18 protein-coding genes are annotated in these 18513 nt (G+C 71.5%); 10 read left to right on the plus strand and 8 right to left on the minus strand.

Annotated features, from left to right (window positions below):
* The first annotated feature begins 110 nt into the window (after positions 1–110).
* From ACIQFZ_RS10025 to ACIQFZ_RS10035, 3 genes are all read left to right on the plus strand, one after another.
* Entirely contained in the window at positions 111–881 is a 771-nt protein-coding gene (locus ACIQFZ_RS10025; protein WP_383058437.1) for an esterase/lipase family protein, read from the plus strand.
* Positions 882–970: 89 nt separating this feature from the next.
* On the plus strand, positions 971–1354 hold the full coding sequence (locus tag ACIQFZ_RS10030) for a DUF1801 domain-containing protein (RefSeq protein WP_402691011.1): 384 nt from the start codon (positions 971–973) through the stop codon (positions 1352–1354).
* A 383-nt stretch (positions 1355–1737) separates the two neighbouring features.
* Positions 1738–2028 (plus strand): DUF3040 domain-containing protein, encoded by a 291-nt coding sequence (locus tag ACIQFZ_RS10035; RefSeq protein WP_383058433.1) that lies wholly within the window; start codon positions 1738–1740, stop codon positions 2026–2028.
* A 186-nt stretch (positions 2029–2214) separates the two neighbouring features.
* Here the strand turns inward: ACIQFZ_RS10035 and ACIQFZ_RS10040 are convergent, their stop codons facing one another.
* The 3 genes from ACIQFZ_RS10040 to ACIQFZ_RS10050 all read right to left on the minus strand — a co-directional run bounded on the left by ACIQFZ_RS10040 (position 2215) and on the right by ACIQFZ_RS10050 (position 4771).
* Positions 2215–3492, minus strand: a complete 1278-nt coding sequence (locus ACIQFZ_RS10040) for a cation:proton antiporter (protein WP_402691012.1) — start codon at positions 3490–3492, stop codon at positions 2215–2217.
* Positions 3493–3497: 5 nt separating this feature from the next.
* Positions 3498–3968, minus strand: coding sequence for a TrkA C-terminal domain-containing protein (locus ACIQFZ_RS10045; RefSeq protein ID WP_365429582.1), 471 nt, complete (start codon positions 3966–3968; stop codon positions 3498–3500).
* A gap of 164 nt (positions 3969–4132) precedes the next feature.
* Positions 4133–4771: an HD domain-containing protein gene (locus ACIQFZ_RS10050; RefSeq protein WP_402691013.1), complete on the minus strand. Its 639-nt coding sequence runs from the start codon at positions 4769–4771 to the stop codon at positions 4133–4135.
* Positions 4772–4886: 115 nt separating this feature from the next.
* Here ACIQFZ_RS10050 and ACIQFZ_RS10055 point away from each other — a divergent pair, with 115 nt between their 5' ends.
* Positions 4887–5846, plus strand: a complete 960-nt coding sequence (locus tag ACIQFZ_RS10055) for a GlxA family transcriptional regulator (protein WP_365774915.1) — start codon at positions 4887–4889, stop codon at positions 5844–5846.
* Between the two features lie 6 nt (positions 5847–5852).
* Here the strand turns inward: ACIQFZ_RS10055 and ACIQFZ_RS10060 are convergent, their stop codons facing one another.
* The 3 genes from ACIQFZ_RS10060 to ACIQFZ_RS10070 form a co-directional block, all read right to left on the minus strand.
* Positions 5853–6722: an alpha/beta fold hydrolase gene (locus tag ACIQFZ_RS10060; protein WP_402691014.1), complete on the minus strand. Its 870-nt coding sequence runs from the start codon at positions 6720–6722 to the stop codon at positions 5853–5855.
* A gap of 84 nt (positions 6723–6806) precedes the next feature.
* Positions 6807–8141, minus strand: coding sequence for an MFS transporter (locus ACIQFZ_RS10065; protein WP_402691015.1), 1335 nt, complete (start codon positions 8139–8141; stop codon positions 6807–6809).
* A complete protein-coding gene (locus ACIQFZ_RS10070) occupies positions 8138–8794 on the minus strand; it encodes a TetR/AcrR family transcriptional regulator (RefSeq protein WP_402691016.1) in 657 nt (218 codons plus the stop codon). Before ACIQFZ_RS10070 ends, ACIQFZ_RS10065 begins: the two co-directional genes overlap by 4 nt.
* Positions 8795–8898: 104 nt before the next feature.
* Between ACIQFZ_RS10070 and ACIQFZ_RS10075 the strand changes: the two genes are divergently transcribed.
* The 3 genes from ACIQFZ_RS10075 (at position 8899) to ACIQFZ_RS10085 (ending at position 11828) form a co-directional block, all read left to right on the plus strand.
* On the plus strand, positions 8899–9414 hold the full coding sequence (locus tag ACIQFZ_RS10075) for a CGNR zinc finger domain-containing protein (RefSeq protein WP_365422949.1): 516 nt from the start codon (positions 8899–8901) through the stop codon (positions 9412–9414).
* Positions 9415–9598: 184 nt separating this feature from the next.
* Entirely contained in the window at positions 9599–10804 is a 1206-nt protein-coding gene (locus ACIQFZ_RS10080) for an NAD(P)/FAD-dependent oxidoreductase (protein ID WP_402691017.1), read from the plus strand.
* Between the two features lie 127 nt (positions 10805–10931).
* The gene (locus ACIQFZ_RS10085) at positions 10932–11828 is read left to right on the plus strand and encodes an RNA polymerase sigma-70 factor (RefSeq protein ID WP_365422955.1); all 897 of its coding nucleotides are present in this window, start codon (positions 10932–10934) and stop codon (positions 11826–11828) included.
* A gap of 118 nt (positions 11829–11946) precedes the next feature.
* Here the strand turns inward: ACIQFZ_RS10085 and rox are convergent, their stop codons facing one another.
* Entirely contained in the window at positions 11947–13383 is a 1437-nt protein-coding gene (gene rox / locus ACIQFZ_RS10090) for a rifampin monooxygenase (protein WP_402691018.1), read from the minus strand.
* A gap of 370 nt (positions 13384–13753) precedes the next feature.
* Between rox and ACIQFZ_RS10095 the strand changes: the two genes are divergently transcribed.
* Positions 13754–15514: an MOSC domain-containing protein gene (locus tag ACIQFZ_RS10095; RefSeq protein ID WP_402691019.1), complete on the plus strand. Its 1761-nt coding sequence runs from the start codon at positions 13754–13756 to the stop codon at positions 15512–15514.
* Between the two features lie 99 nt (positions 15515–15613).
* On the opposite strand, the gene ACIQFZ_RS10100 is transcribed toward ACIQFZ_RS10095, so the two are convergent.
* On the minus strand, positions 15614–16096 hold the full coding sequence (locus ACIQFZ_RS10100; RefSeq protein WP_402691020.1) for a MarR family winged helix-turn-helix transcriptional regulator: 483 nt from the start codon (positions 16094–16096) through the stop codon (positions 15614–15616).
* A gap of 134 nt (positions 16097–16230) precedes the next feature.
* Here ACIQFZ_RS10100 and ACIQFZ_RS10105 point away from each other — a divergent pair, with 134 nt between their 5' ends.
* Positions 16231–16857, plus strand: coding sequence for an isochorismatase family protein (locus tag ACIQFZ_RS10105; RefSeq protein WP_402691021.1), 627 nt, complete (start codon positions 16231–16233; stop codon positions 16855–16857).
* A gap of 104 nt (positions 16858–16961) precedes the next feature.
* Positions 16962–18410 carry a hypothetical protein gene (locus ACIQFZ_RS10110; protein WP_402691022.1) on the plus strand — a complete coding sequence of 483 codons (1449 nt, stop codon included), beginning with the start codon at positions 16962–16964 and terminating at the stop codon, positions 18408–18410.
* The last annotated feature ends 103 nt before the right edge of the window (positions 18411–18513 follow it).

Genomic DNA, 18513 nt, shown 5'->3' on the forward strand with positions numbered 1-18513 from the left:
CCGGACGGGATCTTTCCGTATGTCGCAGCACGGGAGTAACTCCTCCTGGCCCGGCCGAGCCGCCGGGTTCCCGAGGGAGTCTGCTCCCGGTCCGTTCACTGCCCGGAGCCGTGTTCGGCGCCGCCGTGGAGGTGGCCGCGATCGTCGCGGCACTGGCCCTGTACCCGTCCGGCCTTGGCGAGGGCGGGGAGCGCCGCGGGCCCGGATCCCATCGGGCGGCGCCGTCGGACGGCGCTGTGGCCCTTCCGGCCGTCTCCGCCGACAGCCCGGTCCTGCTGGTCCACGGCCTGTTCAGCAACCGGGCGATCTTCCACGTGATGAGACGCGGCCTGCGGCAGGCGGGTTTTCGCCGGGTCGCCGTGCTGAACTACAACTGGCTGAGCAACGACGTCCGCAGCGCCGCGCGGTTGCTGGCGGAGCAGGTGGAGCGGATCTGCGAGGGCAGCGGGCATGAGCGTGTCCACGTGATCGGCCACAGTCTCGGCGGCATGGTCGCCCGCTACTACGCGCAGCGCTTGGGCGGCGACGCCCGCGTGCACACCCTGGTCACCCTGGGCGCCCCGCACCACGGCACGCTGGCCGCGGCGGTGCCTCTGCCGCTTCGGGCGATCCGGCAGCTCCGGCCGGGCAGCGACGTGCTCACGGAGCTCGCCGGGCCCGCTCCCGGCTGCGAGACCCGTTTCGTGGCGTTCCACAGTGACCTCGACGAACTGATCGTCCCCGCCGCCAACGCCCGGCTGGTCCACCCCGACCTGCGGATACGCAACGTCCCCGTGCGGGCCGTCGGCCACGTCTCGCTGCCGCTGCACGGCAGGGTCGTCGGCGAGGTCTGCCGCGTGCTCCGCGATGCGCGTGTCGCCGAGCCCCTGGCCGCGGCTTGAGCCGCGGCAGCCCTGCGAGCGACCGCCGCATGCCACTCTGGTGAAGCGCGGGGGTGCCCCGCGGCCGACCGCCAGGAGGGGTACGCCGGATGACGACTGGCCGCAGTGGTGAGGTCGACCAGCTGATGGAGGCGGTCGATCATCCGCAGAGGGAAGCGGTCGAGTACCTGCGCGCCGCGATCCTGCGGGCGGATCCGCTGATCACCGAGCAGGTGAAGTGGAAGGCTCCGAGTTTCTGTTACGGCGGAGTCGACCGGGTGACTTTCCAGTTGAGGTCCAGGGACGTCCAACTCGTCTTCCATCGGGGCGCGAAGGTGAAGGACGACGCCGCCTCGTTCACGTTCGACGACGACAGCGGTCTGATGCGGTGGCGTTCCGGCGACCGGGCCCTGGTGACCTTCAAGGACCTCTCCGAGGTCAAGGCGCACGAGACGGCGTTCATTTCCCTGGTCAGGCGGTGGGTCAGGGCGTGATGCAGGGCCTGATGCGGGCGGCCGCCGGGCCGGGTCCATCGGGTCCGGCACCCATTCGGTGCCGTCTCTGGGGGTCCGAGCCGCCCGTAAATGGGTGTTGGACCCGATGGCGGCAGCCCTCGGCGCCGGGTGAGGGTGGAGTCAAACCCCCTTTCGACGGTCGTACCGGCGTGTGGCCTGACGTTGCCGCCTGCCCGGGCACGGGTGCGGGCCGCGGCGCCCCCGACTGGGGAGAGAAGCCGCGAGTCCGTCGAGTCACGAGAGGAGCCCGGCACCGATGGCGGCAGTGCCCCGGCGGCCTGGTCGCGCGCGGGTTTCCGTCCGCACGGCCCGACCGCCGGCTGTGGCGCCTGCCCGCCGCCGCGTGCCGAGAGGAGCGCGTCATGCCCGGAACCGATGACAAGCTGCTCGGCGAGATCGCGGCTCGCGTGTACCGGGACGATCCCCGGTTCGCCCGCGCCCTCCGGGCCGGACGCCCCTGCCCGCCACGCGAATACCGGCGCACCCGGGCCTGGCCGCTGTTCGCCCTCGCCCTGGTGGCGCTGGGCACCGGTATCACGCTGGCCCACGGACTGCTGATCGTCACCGGCATGGTCCTGGCCGGAATGGCCGCGGAACTGTGCGACCCCCAGCGCACCGCGCGCAGACAGCGGGTCCCCCCGCCCCGGCCCTGACTGCGACGACTCGCCGGACGGCCGCACCGCGGTGGACGGCCGGGACGGCGAGGAGCGGGACCGTGCGGTGCTCCGTCAGTGCCACCGGCCGTCCTCAGTCATGATCCGCCGGCTGTGTCACTCATGACCGGCGGACCGTCTCGCTCATGACCGGCCGCCCGTGCCCTGATCGGCAGACCGTCCCGATCACGACCGGCCGACCGTGCCCTGGTCGGTCGCCGCCTCCTGACCGGCCGCCGTCTCCTGCGGCCCGGATTCCGGTGCCCAGCCCTCGGCCGGTGCGCCGCCGGCCGGCGCGGTCTTGCCGAACAGGACGGTCAGGCGCCGGGCCACCGGTTCGGTGTAGCGGGCGGTGAGCGGGCCGAGGATGACGAGGATCAGCACGTACGCCGTGGCCAGCGGGCCCAGGTCGGGTTCGATCCCGGCGGTGACGGCGAGCCCGGCGATGACGATGGAGAACTCGCCCCGGGCGACCAGCGTGCCGCCCGCGCGCCAGCGTCCCTTGACGGAGACACCGGCCCGCTTGGCGGCCCAGTACCCGGTGGCGATCTTGGTCATCGCGGTGACGACGGCCAGGGCCAGCGCCGGGACCAGCACCGGCGGAATGCTCTGCGGGTCGGTGTGCAGTCCGAAGAACACGAAGAACACCGCGGCGAACAGGTCACGCAGCGGAGCCAGGAGATTGTGCGCGCCCTCCGCCACCTCGCCGGACAGGGCGATGCCGACCAGGAACGCGCCCACGGCCGCCGAGACCTGCAGCTGCTGTGCGAGCCCCGCGACCAGCAGGGTCAGGCCCAGCACGACCAGCAGCAGCTTCTCGGGGTCGTCGTTGGAGACGAAGCGCGATATGTGCCGGCCGTACCGCACCGCCACCAGCAGCACCAGAGCGGCGACCCCGAGGGCGATGGCCAGCGTGACGCTGCCCGCCGCCAGGCCCGCGCCGGCCAGCAGGGCGGTGATGATCGGCAGGTACACGGCCATGGACAGGTCCTCGAGGACCAGGATGCTGAGGATCACCGGGGTCTCCCGGTTGCCCAGCCGTCCCAGATCGCCCAGGACCTTGGCGATCACACCGGACGAGGAGATCCAGGTCACCCCCGCCAGGACGACCGCCGCCACCGGCCCCCAGCCCAGCAGCAGCGCCATGGCGGCGCCGGGCAGGGCGTTGAGCGTGGCGTCGACGAGCCCGGCCGGGTACTGGGTCTTGAGGTTGGAGACCAGGTCACTGGCGGTGTACTCCAGCCCCAGCATGAGCAGCAGCAGAATGACGCCGATCTCGGCGCCGATGGCGACGAACTCCTCACTGGTGTCCAGCGGGAGCAGTCCGCCCTGGCCGAAGGCGAGCCCGGCCAGCAGATACAGGGGGATGGGTGAGAACTGGAAGCGCCCGGCGAACCGGCCCAGCAACCCCAGACCAAGGATGATCGCGCCGAACTCGATCAGGAAGACCGCAGACGAATGCATGCGTATCACTCCCGCCCGAGAATCGTCGCGGCGCCGTCGACGCCCTCGCGTGTGCCGATCACGATCAGCGTGTCCCCGCCCGCGAGCCGGAGGTCCGGCCCGGGGGACGGGATCGCCTCGGCCCGCCGCAGCACCGCCACGATCGACACACCGGTCTCGGTACGCATCCGGGTCTCACCCAGCAGCCGCCCGTTCCAGTACGAGGTCGCCGACAGTTCGACGCGCTCCGCCACCAGCCCCAACTCGGTCGTCGACAGCAGGTTGGGGCTGTGATGCGCCGGCATCAGCGCGTCGATGACGGCCGCCGCCTCCCCGGCGGTCAGACGCACGGACAGAGCGCAGGCGTCGGGATCGTCCTCGCGGTACGCGCTCAGGGTCCGCGTTCCGTCCCGGTGCGCGACCACGGACAGACGGCGCTGTTCTCGTGTGCTGAGGTCGTAGCGGACCCCGATTCCCGGCAACGGCGTACCACTCATGCGCGCAGCGCCCACGGTTGTTCTCCCTGTCCGACTTGGTGGTTTCTTTAGGCAACCTTTAACGCCACCCTATCGAGTTGTGTCGCGTACATGGAATTGCGGACGGTGTCAGCTCCGTCTCAATCCGGAGCGTCGAAGAGGGAATCCGGCGGGGGTGAAGCCGGTCATTCGGGCCAGTCGGAGTTCTTGATGACTTCGACGAAGTCGGTGCGCCGGAAGCCGGGGACGTAGTGGGCCAGGACGTCGGCCTTGATGTTCCCGAAGGTCGTATCGGGGCGTTCCTCGATGCCTTCGGTGAACGCGGCGAGGATCCGGTTCTTGAAATCCGGGCGCGGGTGCGCGGCGACGACCGCAGCGCGCTCCTCGTCGGAGACCGCGTGATAGCCGATCCCCAGCACGTCCAGTTCGACTCCGCGGGTCACCAGGGCGATCTCGGGTGCCATGTGCAGCGGGATCTCCGGGGTGGTGTACAGGGCGATGCTCGTCCAGACACGGTCGGCCGGCTCGCCGGTGATGCCGTGGGCGTGCAGAAAGCGGCGGGCCTCGTCGGCGCCGTCGATCTCGAAGCGCTGGTCGGTGCGGCGCATACGCTTCGTGAGCCCGAGGTCGTGGAACATCGCGCCCACGTAGAACAGTTCGGGGTCGAAGTCGAGCCCCTGCTCCCGGCCGCGCAGCGATCCCCACAGGAAGACCCGCCGGGAGTGGTGGAAGAGCAGCGGCGAGGCGACGTCGCTGACCAGTTCGGTCGCCTCCCGTACCAGGGTGGTGTCAGGGATCCGCACTCCTGCGATCACATCGTTCATCGTTCGTCCGCCTTTCTCGCCTGGCCTTGCCTGGATCGGTGATCCGCCTCCAGGGTTCACCGGACGACGTACGCTGGGCCATGTCTTTGCTGCCAGGAGAACCACGGATTCGGACATGACGCATCGGGTTGGCTTCGTCGTCTTCGAGGGGGTGACCATGCTCGATGTCAGCGGTCCGTCGGAGGTTCTGCATCAGGCGGGTCGGCTCGCTCCCGGCTATGAGCTGGTGCTGGTCTCCCCGCGGGGCGGGACGGTCACCACCTCCGCCGGACTGGCCCTGACCGGTACGGTCCGGGCGGCCGACGCGGGCCCGGTCGACACGGTCGTGGTCGCCGGAGGCGACCGGCTGGCCCAGCAGCCGATCGAGGACGAGCTGCTGGCCGCGACCCGCGCCGTCACCGCGCGGGCGCCACGGGTCGCCTCGGTGTGCACCGGCGCCTTCGTCCTGGCCGAACTGGGCCTGCTGGACGGCCGCCGTGCGACGACGCACTGGCGGCACGCGGCCGTGTTCGCCCGCCGCTACCCCCGTGTGTACGTCGAGCCGGACGCCATGCACATCCGCGACGGGCGGTACGTCACCTCCGCGGGCATCAGCGCGGGCATCGACCTGACGCTCGCCCTGGTGGAGGACGACCACGGCGCCGACGTGGCGAGGAACGTCGCGCGTGAACTGGTCGTCTTCATGCAGCGTCCGGGCGGGCAGTCGCAGTTCTCCACGGCCATCACGACCCCGCCTCCCCGCGGTGACCTGCTCCGCCCGCTGATCGCGTCCGTGCTCGCCGATCCGGCCGCCGACCACAGCCTGCCCGCCATGGCCGCGTCCGTCGCCGTCAGCCCTCGGCATCTGGCCCGGCTGTTCCGCGCCGAACTGGGCACCACGCCCGCACGCTGGGTGGAGCGGGTCCGTCTCGACCGCGCCCAGCAGTTGCTGCTCGAAGGCCACAGCGTGACCTCGGCCGCGCAGCACAGCGGGCTCGGCACGGACGAGACCCTCCGCCGCGCCTTCGCCCGCCATCTGGGCACCACGCCGACCCACTACCGCAGACGCTTCGCCACCACCCGCGAACAGCGGTAGTCCGCGTCAGGCGAGGACGCGGGCGAGGAAGTCGCGGATGTGCTCGGCGATGGTGCCGAGGTGGCTTTCCAGGGCGAAGTGCCCGGACTCGATCAGGTGGATCTCGGCATCGGGCAGGTCCTGGCCGAACGCCGTGGCGCCGTCGGGGCCGAAGATCTCGTCGTTGGCTCCCCAGACCGCCAGCAGCGGGACCCGGGAGTCGCGGAAGTACCGGTGGACCTCGGGGTAAAGGTCCACGTTGGAGGGGTAGTCGCGGAAGAGCCGGAGCTGGATCTCGTCGTTGCCCGGCCGGTCCAGCAGGGCCTGGTCGTGGACCCAGTTGTCGGGGCTGACCAGGCTGGGGTCGGCGACCCCGTTGACGTACTGCCAGCGTGTGACATCGGGGGTCAGGGCGCCCCGCACGGGGGCTTCGGTGGCCGGCCCGGGTGCCTTGGCGTAGGCGAAGACGCCGTCCCAGAAGGGCTTGACGAAGCCCTCCTCGTAGGCGTTGCCGTTCTGGGTGATGATCGCGGTGACGCGGTCCGGGGCCTGGAGGGCGAGACGCCATCCGATGGGGGCGCCGTAGTCCTGCACGTACATCGCGAACCGGTCGACGCCCAGCCGCTGGAGCAGTCCGGAGGTGATCTCGGTGAGGGCGTCGAAGGTGTACGGGAAGTCCTGCGGGGAGGGCATCGCCGACTGGCCGAACCCGATGTGGTCGGGGGCGATCACGCGGTACCGGTCCGCGAGCGCCGGGATCAGGTGGCGGAACATGTGCGAGCTGGTCGGAAAGCCGTGCAGGAGCACGACCACGGGCGCCTGGGGATCGCCGGCCTCCCGGTAGAAGACCTCAAGACCGTTGACGGTGGCCGTGCGGTGGTGGACTGCGTGGACCATGCCTCTCACCCATCTCTCGAGCTTCCGTCGTGATGTATCCAGTCGAGCACTTTCCATCCTAACCAGTCAAGACACTTTCACCGGTTAGGTTGTGAGCCGCCAGGCCGGCAGCAGGCCGAGGGCAGTGAGTGCGGCCAGGGCCGGCAGGGCGGAGCTCGTCGTCGAAACGGCGGACCCGGTCGCGCCGGCCGCGACGGCGATGCCGAGGGTCGGTCCGATGTTCATGGCGGTCTGCTTGAGCCCACCGACAACCCCCGCGTACCCCGGCGGCGCGTCGCCGACGACGGTCCCGGTGGCGGTGACCATCACCGTGGCGAAACCGGCACCGATGACGGCGAAGGCCGCGCCCATGACGATCCACGGACCGGCCGCATCGAGCCGGGACAGCCCGGCGATCCCGGCCACGACGAGGCCCGTGCCCGCGATCGCGGTGCGCCGCGCTCCGTACCGGCGCAGCGCGGCGCCCGCGACGGGTGAGCCGAGGACCATGAACACGGTCAGCGGAAGGACGCGCAGACCGCAGGTGAGCGGGTCGAGGCCAAGGGTGTCCTGGAGCTGGAACGTGGCTCTGAACAGTGCGCCGAACAGGCCGGCGGACGTGACCAGCAGGATGGCCATCGAGGCCGTCACGGGCGCGGACCGCGCCACGGCAGGCGGGACGATCGGATGTGCGGCCCGCCGCTCGTGCCGGACGAGCAGCGCCATGGCGCCTGCGACCGCGAGGAGTTCGAGCAGCGTCGGCGCCGCGGTCCACCCCCGCGCGGGTACGCCGGCCAGAGCGTGCACGAGCACCGCGAGCGCGATCGCGAGCAGGCCCGCACCGGGGAGGTTGAGCCGCGAGGAGTCGACACGTCCGGGTGCCGGCGTCCGCACGGCGAGGACGAGGGCGGCGAGGACGCACGCGACGGGCACGTTGACCCAGAACACGGCACGCCAGCCCCCGTGCACCACGAGAACACCGCCGAGGATCGGACCGGACCCCGCGGCGACCGCGATCGCACTGGTGCGGACGGCGATCGCCGTGCCGAGCCGTTCCGAGGGATGCGTCAGCCGCAGCAGCGCGAGCGTCGCGGGTTGCAGGAGCGCTCCGAACCCGCCCTGCACCACACGCAGGACCACCACCCAGCCGACGGTCGGCGCGAGCGCGATCCCGGCCGAGGCAGCCCCGAAACCGAGGACGCCGACGAGCAGCAGGCGCGGATGTCCGTACCGGTCCCCGAGGCGCCCGGCGATCACGAGTAACGCGGCCACCGCGACCAGATAGCCGGTGCTCGTCCACTGGATCTGCGCCATGCTCGCGCCGAGATCGCGCCGGAGGCTGGGCTGCGCCACGAGCAGGATGGTGCCGTCCAGCGCGACGATCACCGCACCGGCCACGCTGGCCAGAAGCGCGAGCTGCCGCTGGGCGGGCGCGGTCACGAGGCCACCGGGCCGAGGTGGGCGGCCAGAACGGCCGCGATGAGCCGGTCGCACTGGCCGTCATCGGGGTCGTCGTCCAACGGCAGGGTGTCGAGGGCCAGTTGCAGGCTTCCCCAGGCCCACAACTGGGCTATTCCGTGCAGGTTCGACCACAGGGCGGCGGCGGTCATGGCAGGCGGCGGTGCGGCCTCGCCCGGCCCGTCGCCGCCTTGCGCGGCATCCCGCTCCGATCGGCATCGGGCGACGAGTTGGGTGATATGCCCGAACAGCGGGAGGGCCGTCCGGCGCAGTTGCGACTGGTCCGGTGCCTGCGGCCCGCTGTCGAGCAGGTCGTGCCGGAACATCAGCTCGAACATGCCGCGGCGCTCCAGCGCGTACCCGACGTACACCCGCGCGATGGCCTCCAACTGGGCGCGCGGTGCGGTCGCGCCGGCGACCGCGGCCTCGAACCGGGCGCCGAGGTCCTCGAAACCGCGACGGGCGATGGCGGACAGCAGCGCGTGGTGCGTGGGGAAGTACCGGCGCGGCGCCCCGTGCGACACCCCCGCTCGACGGGCCGTTTCCCGCAGGCCCACGGATGCGGACCCCTCGGTCAGCACAAGGTCCACCCCGGCATCGATCAACCGCTCCCGAAGGGAGCTCTCCTCACCCATGGACACTGTCTACCAGTGGGCGTAGACAGTGTCTACCGACGCTGGCTGGTCGACGTGGCGCGGCGTGTAACCTGTCAAGCGAGCCAATTCGGTTAGGGGGCGCCATGGCGACCGAGCGGGAGCGGCAGGACGCGCTGCTGGAACTCCTCAACAGCACGCCGGTGGTCAACGGTGTCGTCCAGGACCAGCTGGCGGATCCGGAAGCGGCCGGGTCCTGGCAGCGGGCCCACGGCGGCAGCGGAACCGAGGACGAGCGGCGCAGCCTCGTAGAGGCGCGGGATGCCCTACAGGAAGTGGTGCGCGGTACCCGGCCCGCCACATCGCTGACCCCGCTCCTGAAAGACGTCACCTCCCGCCCGCACATGTCGCCCGAGGGGGTGTCGTGGGAGCTGGACACCCCTGCGGAGCGCCGCATGGCGGTGGAAGCGGTGCTGGCGTGGAGCGCGGTTCAGCGGACGATCCCCGGCCGGCTGCGGCCGTGCGCCAATCCCGAGTGCCGGCGCTTCCTCGTCGACCGCAGCAAGACCGACAAGGCCCGCTGGTGCTCGATGGCCGTCTGCGGCAACCGGATGAAGGCACGGCGCCACTACCAGCGCACGCGCGACGCCTCAGCCGAGTAACACCTGCTCGCCACCGTGCCGAGCGGCTCGGATCCCGACGCCTGCCCTTGGCCGCCCGGCCGCGGCTTCCCTCGCGTGTTTCGGAGCGGACCCACGTCCGCGACAGTGATCCGCCTCACACGCTGTCACAGCGGCCGACCACGCGGTGTCTTGAGGCCGAACCCCTGAAAACGGAGGAGACACCATGGTGGAGAACACGGACGTCGTCGTGATCGGTGGCGGATACGCCGGCGTCATGGCCGCCAACCGCCTGACGCGGCGCGACGACGTGACGGTGACGCTGATCAACCCGCGCCCGGCTTTCGTCCACCGGATCCGCCTGCACCAACTGGTGGGCGGGACCGACGACGCCGTCGTCGACTACCGGGACGTCCTGGCCGACGGCGTCCGGCTGGTGGTCGACTCCGCGACACGGATCGACGCGCCCGCGCGCCGCGTGACACTGGCCACCGGCGGCACGGTCGGCTACGACTACCTGGTCTACGCGGTGGGCAGTGGCAGCGCCGACCCGCGCGTGCCCGGCGCCGCCGAGTTCGCCCACCCGATCGCCACCCTGGAGGAGGCACAGCGGCTGCAGCCGATCGTCGACGCCGCTCCCGCGACGGCCGCCGTGACGGTCGTCGGAGCGGGTCCCACCGGCATCGAGACCGCCGCTGAGCTCGCGGAGGCCGGACGCACCGTGACCCTGGTCTGCGGTGGGGTGCTCGGCCCGTACCTGCACCCTCGGGGCCGACGCTCGGTGGCCGGGCGGCTGGCGGCGCTGGGGGTGACCGTGCTCGACGGCCCCGGCACGGAGGTGACGGCGGTGACCCGCGATGCCGTACGGCTCGGTGACGGCCGCGAGCTGCCGAGCCGGGTGACCGTCTGGACCGCCGGCTTCGGCGTGCCGGACCTGGCCGCGCGCAGCGGGCTGAGCACCGACGCCCTGGGCCGCCTGCTCACGGACGAGACGCTGACGAGCGTGGACGACGAGCGCGTCGTCGCGGCCGGGGACTCGGCGGCACCGTCGGACCTGCCGTTGCGGATGAGTTGCCAGGCCGCGATCCCTCTGGGCGCGCGGGCCGCCGACACGGTGCTCAGCCGGATCACGGGCGAGCGGCCCTCGGCCCTCAACCAGGTGTTCGCCGGCCAGTGCATCAGCCTGGGCCGACGCGCCGGCATCTTCCAGTTCGCCCACCGGTACGACGTCGCGTTGTGGTTCCACATCGGCGGTCGCGCCGGCGCGAAGGTCAAGGAGTTCGTGTGCAGGGGCATCGTCAAGCACCTGGCCGGCGAGGCACGCAAGCCCGGTTCGTACGGCCTGCACCGCGTCTCGGGAGGTGCCAAGCGCCAGGAACTGCTGGAGACCCGGCGCGGCAAGACACCGGCCGCCGGCGCACGGGCAGCCTAGACAGGCACGCGTGGACACCGAACAAGCCGCTCGGATCGAACGGCCACCGACGAGAAGGACCGTGCTGTGCATGCACGCTTGAATGCCCTCGGCGACAGGGCCGTCCGCGAAGGAGAGGGGTCGAGACATGAACGACCGCACCACTGATCCGGCGACCGAGGCGTTCATCGCCCACCGCAACCTGCTCTTCACCGTCGCCTACGAGATGCTCGGATCGGCTGCCGACGCCGAGGACGTCCTCCAGGAGACCTGGCTGCGGTGGGTCGAGGTCGACTTGGCGCAGGTGCGCGACCAACGTGCCTACCTGGTACGGATCACCACCCGGCAGTCGCTCAACCGGCTGCGCGCGATGAAGCGCCGCAAGGAGGCGTACGTCGGTCCCTGGCTGCCCGAGCCGCTGCTCACCGCGCCGGACGTGGCCCAGGACGTCGAGCTGGCCGAGAGCGTGTCGATGGCGCTGATGCTCGTCCTCGAGACGCTGTCGCCGACGGAGCGCGCCGTCTTCGTACTGCGCGAGGTCTTCGAGGTCGGCTACGACGAGATCTCGGCGGCCGTCGACAAGAGCCCCGCGGCCGTCCGCCAGATCGCGCACCGCGCGCGCCGGCACGTCGACGCCCGCCGCCCGCGCAAGGTGGTCTCCCCCAGCGAGACCCGTGCGGCCCTGGAGTCGTTCCAGCGCGCGTTCGAGACCGGGGACCTGCAGGGCCTCCTCGACGTGCTCGCGCCCGAGGTCGTCCTGATGAGCGACGGCGGCGGCGTCAAGCAGGCCGCGCTGCGGCCGGTCGTCGGCGCCGAGAAGGTGGTCCGCATGTTCGTCGGCGGCGCCGGCAAGGTCCGGGGCAAACTCACCATCGACCCCACGCTGGTCAACGGCGGCCCGGCGCTCTTCGTGCGCCTGGACGGCGAGATCGACGGCATCATGGCGGCCCGTGTCGAGGACGCCCGCATCACCGGCCTCTACTACGTCCGCAACCCGGAGAAGCTGTCCCGCGTCGAGTCCGAGACCCCGCTCACTCTGCGCTGAAGACCGGTGGCGCGACGGCCACGCCCGGCCAGGTGGCATCGGGCGGGGAGGGGGGACGACGGCCCGGGCGTCGTCCCCCCGCCGCCAGGATCAGTGCGATCGTGTCGGCGCGCGCCGCTCAACTGGCGGCCGCCCCGAACCACTTGGGCAGCCGGCTGAGCAGATCCTGCTGATCCTCACCGACCCACGCCACATGGCCGTCCGGCCGCAGCAGTACCGCGGGCGCGTCCAACTCCTCGCTGACGTCCACGACGTGATCGACCCGGTCCGCCCAACCGTCCATCAATAGGCGGCCGGTTGGGTCGAGCAGCAACCCGCGTCCACCGTGCATCAACTCGTAGAGGCGCCCCCGCTTCAGCCGCACGTCCCGCAGCCGCCGGCCGAGCAGTTCGTGGCCCTCGCCGAAGTCGTAGCGGACCTCGACCGCGGTGATGATCCCGGTCACGTACCGGTTCACCTCCTCGAAGTCTATCAGCTTCGAGAACAGCTCCCGCAGCGCGGTCGCACCCGGATCGGTCCCCAGCAGCGTCATCTGCGCGCGGGTGTTGTCCAGCACCCGGGCGCCCACCGGGTGCCGTTCGGCGTGGTAGCTGTCCAACAGCCCCTCCGGTGCCCAGCCGTTGACCTCGGCTGCCAGCTTCCAGCCCAGGTTGAACGCGTCCTGCACGCCGAGGTTGAGCCCCTGCCCGCCGGTCGGCGGATGGATGTGCGCCGCGTCGCCGGCCAGCAGTACCCGGCCCACCCGGTAGCGCTCGGCCTGCCGGGTGGCGTCGCCGAACCGGGACAGCCAGCGCGGCGAGTGCGCCCCGAAGTCGGTGCCCGCGACGGCCCGTAGCCGCTTCTTGAACTCCTCGAGGGTCGGCGCGGTCGCACGGTCCTCGGCCACGCCGTCCGCGGGCACGCCGATGCGGTACAGCCCCGCGTGCCCGTCCACGTCGGGAATGGCACCGAACCGCAGTTGTGTCCTGCGGACCTCCGCGACGACGGCGGCGACCGTCGCCGGATCCTCGGTCACCTCCATGTCGCCCAGCAGGGTCTCGACCGTGGCGGGCTCGCCGGGGAATCCGACACCGAGCAGTTTGCGCACGGTGCTGCGGCCGCCGTCGCAGCCGACGAGGTAGCGCGAGCGCAGGTGCGTGCCATCGGCCAGTTCGACGGTCACCGCGTCCTCGTCCTGGCTCAGCCCGACCACTTCGCGTCCGCGCCGGATCTCGGCACCGAGTTCGAGGGCGTGCTCGTTGAGCAGCCGCTCGGTGACCGGCTGCGGGATGGCGAGGCCGTACGGGTGTGCCGTGTCCAGCCGGTCCGGCCACGGCTTGTGGATGCCGCCGAAGAAACCGCCGACCTGGAACTTCTCACTGACCGCGAGGAACCGGTCCAGCAGACCGCGCTGGTCCATCATCTCGACGCTGCGCGTGTGCAGGCCGCGCCCACGGGACTGCCCGGTCGGCTCGGTCAACTTCTCCAGCACGACTACGTGCACGCCGTGCAGTCGCAGCTCGCCGGCCAGCATCAAGCCGGTGGGTCCGCCGCCGACCACGATCACGTCAATCATCAATACGCCCGTTCAAGGAGATGGGATTCCGCCAGTCGGCCGCCCCGCGCGGTCCGGCGGCACGCAACACCCGTACGCCGACAAAGCGCACATACTTCGCGAATTACCTGTTTCCGCAGGTTCCGGCTTCGAGTGGAGATTCTGCGGCACGACCCGGGTCTTGCCGCAAGGCCCCTGGTGCGCTATAGGTTGAAAGTGGCAAGGAGTGGGTGCTCCTTGCCTTTGTCTTTGGCTGTGCCCCTTGCCGTCCACCGCGGACGAACGCGCCTCCTGCCGGCCCAAGAACTAGGATCGATCCCAGCGCACAGATCACAGCGCCATGAGGGGCCGCTCCGGCTGCCCCGGCCGACCACCCCGCAGGAGGTCCGCGATGGCGACGCTGCTGTCCGTCAACGTGGGGATGCCCACCGACGTCTCATGGCAGGGAAGGACCGTCCACACCGGAGCCTGGAAGACCCCCGTCCAGGGTCCCCGCATGGTCCGGCGGCTCAACGTCGACGGAGACGGCCAAGGAGATCTGGCCGGGCACGGCGGCGAGATTCGCGCCGTCCTCGTCTACCAGTCTGAGTCCTACCGGTACTGGCGAAAGCAGCTCGGCCGCGACGACCTGGTCTTCGGGATGTTCGGGGAGAACTTCACCGTCGACGGACTGCCCGACGACGAAGTGCGCATCGGCGACCGGTACCGCATCGGCGAGGCCGAATTCGAGGTCACCCAGCCCCGCGTCACCTGCTACCGCGTCGGTATGCGCCTCGGCGAACCCACCATGGCGTCCCTGCTGGTCGCCCACCACCGCCCCGGCTTCTACCTGCGCGTGCTCACCGAGGGGTGTGTCCAGGCCGGCGACGGGATCACCCTCACCCGCAAGGGGCCCGAGGAACTCAGCGTCGCCGACACCGACGCGCTGCTCTACCTCCCCGACCGCGACCCCGCGAAGCTGCGCAAAGCGCTGAACATCCCCGCCCTCAGCCCCGGATGGCAGCAGTCCTTCCGCGAACTCGCCGCCGCCCAGCAGCCCACACAGGAACCCGGATGGCCGGGCGAACGCGCGAGCACCCGGCAGTCCAGGGAGGAGCCGGGGTGGCCGGGCTTCAGGGCCATGCGCGTCGCCCGCATCGTCCCCGAGACCCCCGACGTCTTGTCGGTCTACCTCGACAGCGCCGACGGCACGCCCCTGCCCGAGGCCCGCCCGGGCCAGTACCTCTCCATCCGGCTCGCCGTCGGCGACACCGTCCCCACGGTGCGCAGCTACTCCCTGTCCTCCGCGTCAACCGCCCAGACCTACCGCATCAGCGTCAAGCACGAATCCTGTGGGAAGGTCAGCGGCTACATCCATGCCACGCTGCGCCCCGGGGACCTCGTGGACATCGCAAGCCCCCGAGGAACGTTCGTACTCGAAGCAGGAACCCGCCCGATCGCCCTCATCTCCGCGGGGATCGGCGCCACTCCCGTGCTCGCCATGCTCCACCGGCTGGCCGACGCACGAGACCCGCGCCCCGTCTGGTGGATCCACACCGCGCACGACCGCGCCCACCATGCGTTCGCGGACGAGTCCCACGCCCTCCTGGCACAACTCCCCGACGCCCACGAGCACATCTACTACACCTCCGAAGCCCCGCCCCCGGGCGAGCACCACATCACCCGGGGCCGCCCGACCGCCCCGGCGCTCACGGCCCTGGGCATCCCCGCCGAGGCGGACGCCTACCTCTGCGGGCCCACCGCCTTCATGGAGGACCTCGGCGGTTACCTGCGCGATCACGGTCTGCGCGCCGAGCGGGTCCACACGGAACAGTTCAGCGCCCTTCCCGCCATCAACCCCGGCGTCACGCCGACCGCCGCCGTCCGGCCGCACCAGCCGCCGGGCCCCAGGGGCACCGGACCCCTCATCACCTTCGCCCGCAGCGGCATCAGCACCCCGTGGTCACCGGCCCACGCCTCACTGCTCGACCTCGCCGAAGCCTGCGACATCCCCACCCGCTGGTCCTGCCGCACCGGTGTCTGCCACACCTGCGTCACCCACCTCATGGCGGGCGACGTCACCTACACCACCCCACCCCTCGAACTCCCGGAAGCCGGCACCGTCCTCGTCTGCTGCAGCCGACCGGCCGACGAAGTCGTCCTCGACCTCTAGGGGGCGTCGTGTCTCTCCACGACGAGTTCCGCCCACAACAGCCCGTTGCGGCTGCTCCTCGCCCTCGGCACCCAGCGGCCTCGGACGGCGCAGGCCGCCTCAGTCGCCCTGACTTCGTCCCGGCGCCTGATCGTCGTGCTGGGCTTCGGCTTGCACGTCGGCCACGCGTTGGAGGGCCGCCTTGAAAGCGGCGTACTCCCGTCTGCCCAGAGCCTTCGCGTGGCGTTCCTCGATCGTGCGCATGATGGAGGCGGCGGCCTCCATCTGGAGCAGGCCGCGTTCGGTGGGGCAGATCAGCTTGGCCCGGCGGTCCGCGGGGTCGGGTCTGCGTTCGACGTAGCCCAGGCGTTCCAGGTCGTCGACGAGGGAGCCGATGACCTGCTTGTGCCGTCCGGAGGCGCGGGCGAGTTCGCTGGCGCGGACGCCATCGGCGCGCAGGTACGCGAGGACGGCGCCAGCGCGGGGCTGGATGTCGTCGAAGCCCTGCTCGGCGAGCGCGGCGAACAGCTCGCGCTGCACGGAGAAGAGGATCCGGGCGGCGAGCACGCCGAGGTCCGGTTCCGCAACCTGGTGCCCGGTCAAGGTCTCTCCCGCCTCGGCGGCCGTACGCCGCCGTGCTGTGCACCAGCGAGGTATACACTGGCAGATGGTCATGAAAATTGACTATCCAATTTAGTGACCAAAAGGCTGTGGCTCAACCCCCGAAGGAGCGGAAGATGAGCGAGCACAGCACGTTCCTGGAGCCGATCACCCGAGAGAACGCCGCCGTGGTCCTGGTCGACCACCAGGTGGGTCTCCTGTCGGGCGTCCGGGACATCCCCGTCGGAGAGCTGAAGCACAACGTGGTGGCGCTGGCACGGGCGGCGACCGTGCTGGACATGCCGCTGGTCGTCACCACCACCGCGGCCGACAGCATGTGGGGGCCGACCACCCCCGAACTGGTCCGGGCACTGCCCGCCGGGCAGAAGATCATCGACCGCAGCACGGTCAACGCCTGGCACGACGAGCACGTGCGCGGCGCCATCGAGGCCACCGGGCGGCAGAAGCTGATCTTCGCCGGGGTGTCGCTCGAGGTGTGTGCGGCGCTGCCCGCGATCTCCGCGACAGCGGCCGGGCACGACGCGTACGTCGCCGTGGACGCCTCCGGCACCTTCAGCCAGGCCAAGAGGGAGACCGGCCTGCTGCGTATGCACCAGGCCGGCGTCGTCGTCAGCGACTACGCCACCCTCATGGTCGAGGCCCTGGCCGACAACGCCTCCCCCGAGGCAGGCGCCCTCTACGCCGTCCTCGACATGCCCTTCGCCGTCCTGGTCGGCCAGATCTCCACGGCCTATCGAACCTAGAGTTCCACGGCGCCGCCACCGAGAGAAACAGTGTCCTATGATGCTCGGGTGATGAACCTCTCCTCGTACGGAATGGGGGAATCGTTCGCGCAAGGTGAGTGCTGATGGCACATCACCTCGCGAACGAGATTCCGAGCCGCCTGTTGATGTGGCAGCGCGTGCGTGAGTACGCCGTGCCATCGTCCATGATCGAGACCGCGACCGCACGGCGTGCGGTCGGTGACTGGGCGGGGGCCTGCGCCGCCGCCCGAGTCGACGTCGATTTCGATCTGCGCGCCGTGCGCGACCGCCACGGCACCGATCTCGTCACCCGTCTCCGCGCGGATCTGCGTCGGCTGGCGCCTGATCTGCTCCGCTGGCACATGCCCCGGATCGCCCCCGACGGGCGGCTGCGGCCCGGCCTCACCATCTCCCTCGCGCATTACCGGAGTTCCGGCCCCACGCCACTGCGACTGGTGGTGCGGACACCGCCGGCCTGGGCGGACGCCGGACAGTGGATGTCCCTGGCCCTGTGGGAGGGGTCCGGGAACGAAGCCCCCGGGCAGCACCTTGCGCACCCGCACCCGCATCCCGACCGGCGTTTCCGGCTCGACCTGCACCGGCATCTCTGGGACTCCGGGCGGAGCGGGGAACTGGCACGGCGGTGCGGCGCATCCTCCATGGCGCCGCCCGACCTGCCCACCGTCCATGATTCCCCGTGGGCGGAGGCGAGTTGGGCTGCCGAGGCGGAGTTGCTGTTGCGGGCCGAAAGGCGTCCTCGCGGGGCCTTCACCGTGCGGCTCGGTGCGCGCAGCCGCTCCGTGCTCGAACTCGCCGCCCCCGACGACAGCCATGCCCCGACGTTCCGGCCGCTGCGGGAGGCGCTGCCGGCGCAGGAGATCGCGGCGCTTCCGGTGCTGCCGGAGGCGGCGGCCCGGGTCCTTCCGGATCTGGAGCTGCTGCGCGCCGGGCTGGTCGCGCCCGAGCGACTGCATCCGCTCGTCGCCGCGGCACTGGCGGCGTACGGCTCGGCTCCGGTGGCCGGTCCTGGCCCCGAGCCCGCCGATCCGCACCGGGTGGAATGCCGCGGTGAGGTCCACCGGATCGCACTGCGGGACGGGGTGCTGACGGCGATCGACCACGACCCGGCCCAATTGCGCCGGGAGGAGCTGCTGGTGGCGCTCGGTGGGCCTGCGCTGCCGTGCCTGCGGGCGATCGACGCGGTGCACCGCAGTCCGGAGGCACTGCCGGCGGTCCGGGAACGGCTCGGCCACGGTGACATCGCCGGAGCGCTGGCCGTGGTCGAGGGGCTGCTCGGTCCCGCCGCGGTCCTGCGCGACGGGCCGCTCCGGGAGGAACTGGAGTCGGCCGCGGCCCGCCGCATCGACCACGGGCTCTTCCGCTCGGGGCTCTTCACCGCGCACCCCGGTGCCGGCGCGATGGGGGACGAGAACGCCTCGGGCGCGGGTCGCACGGAGGCAGGCCACCGCCCCCGGCTCGACCGTCGTACGCCTCCTGCCGTGCGCCGCAAGCGGACCAGCCGGGCCCGGCCCCGCACAAGCCTGGCCCGCTGACCCACCGCACCAGCCCCACCGCCTGCACCGGCGAAGCCCCTTTCCTCAACAGCGCGTTGCTCGCGCACGCGCCACGACACCACGACATCTCCGGGGACGGGCC

The organism is Streptomyces sp. NPDC093064 (assembly GCF_044754605.1).
In the GTDB taxonomy this organism is placed as follows: Bacteria; Actinomycetota; Actinomycetes; order Streptomycetales; family Streptomycetaceae; genus Streptomyces.

Coding starts and splice junctions, on each gene's coding strand:
- ACIQFZ_RS10060 (WP_402691014.1), bottom strand. CDS start 6,722: ATGGTCCACGCAGTCCACCACCGCACGGCCACCGTCAACGGTCTTGAG.
- ACIQFZ_RS10105 (WP_402691021.1), top strand. CDS start 16,231: ATGAGCGAGCACAGCACGTTCCTGGAGCCGATCACCCGAGAGAACGCC.
- ACIQFZ_RS10035 (WP_383058433.1), top strand. CDS start 1,738: ATGCCCGGAACCGATGACAAGCTGCTCGGCGAGATCGCGGCTCGCGTG.
- ACIQFZ_RS10050 (WP_402691013.1), bottom strand. CDS start 4,771: ATGAACGATGTGATCGCAGGAGTGCGGATCCCTGACACCACCCTGGTA.
- ACIQFZ_RS10095 (WP_402691019.1), top strand. CDS start 13,754: ATGGCGACGCTGCTGTCCGTCAACGTGGGGATGCCCACCGACGTCTCA.
- ACIQFZ_RS10085 (WP_365422955.1), top strand. CDS start 10,932: ATGAACGACCGCACCACTGATCCGGCGACCGAGGCGTTCATCGCCCAC.
- ACIQFZ_RS10040 (WP_402691012.1), bottom strand. CDS start 3,492: ATGCATTCGTCTGCGGTCTTCCTGATCGAGTTCGGCGCGATCATCCTT.
- ACIQFZ_RS10055 (WP_365774915.1), top strand. CDS start 4,887: ATGACGCATCGGGTTGGCTTCGTCGTCTTCGAGGGGGTGACCATGCTC.
- ACIQFZ_RS10030 (WP_402691011.1), top strand. CDS start 971: ATGACGACTGGCCGCAGTGGTGAGGTCGACCAGCTGATGGAGGCGGTC.
- ACIQFZ_RS10080 (WP_402691017.1), top strand. CDS start 9,599: ATGGTGGAGAACACGGACGTCGTCGTGATCGGTGGCGGATACGCCGGC.
- rox (WP_402691018.1), bottom strand. CDS start 13,383: ATGATTGACGTGATCGTGGTCGGCGGCGGACCCACCGGCTTGATGCTG.
- ACIQFZ_RS10045 (WP_365429582.1), bottom strand. CDS start 3,968: ATGAGTGGTACGCCGTTGCCGGGAATCGGGGTCCGCTACGACCTCAGC.
- ACIQFZ_RS10070 (WP_402691016.1), bottom strand. CDS start 8,794: ATGGGTGAGGAGAGCTCCCTTCGGGAGCGGTTGATCGATGCCGGGGTG.
- ACIQFZ_RS10110 (WP_402691022.1), top strand. CDS start 16,962: ATGGCACATCACCTCGCGAACGAGATTCCGAGCCGCCTGTTGATGTGG.
- ACIQFZ_RS10075 (WP_365422949.1), top strand. CDS start 8,899: ATGGCGACCGAGCGGGAGCGGCAGGACGCGCTGCTGGAACTCCTCAAC.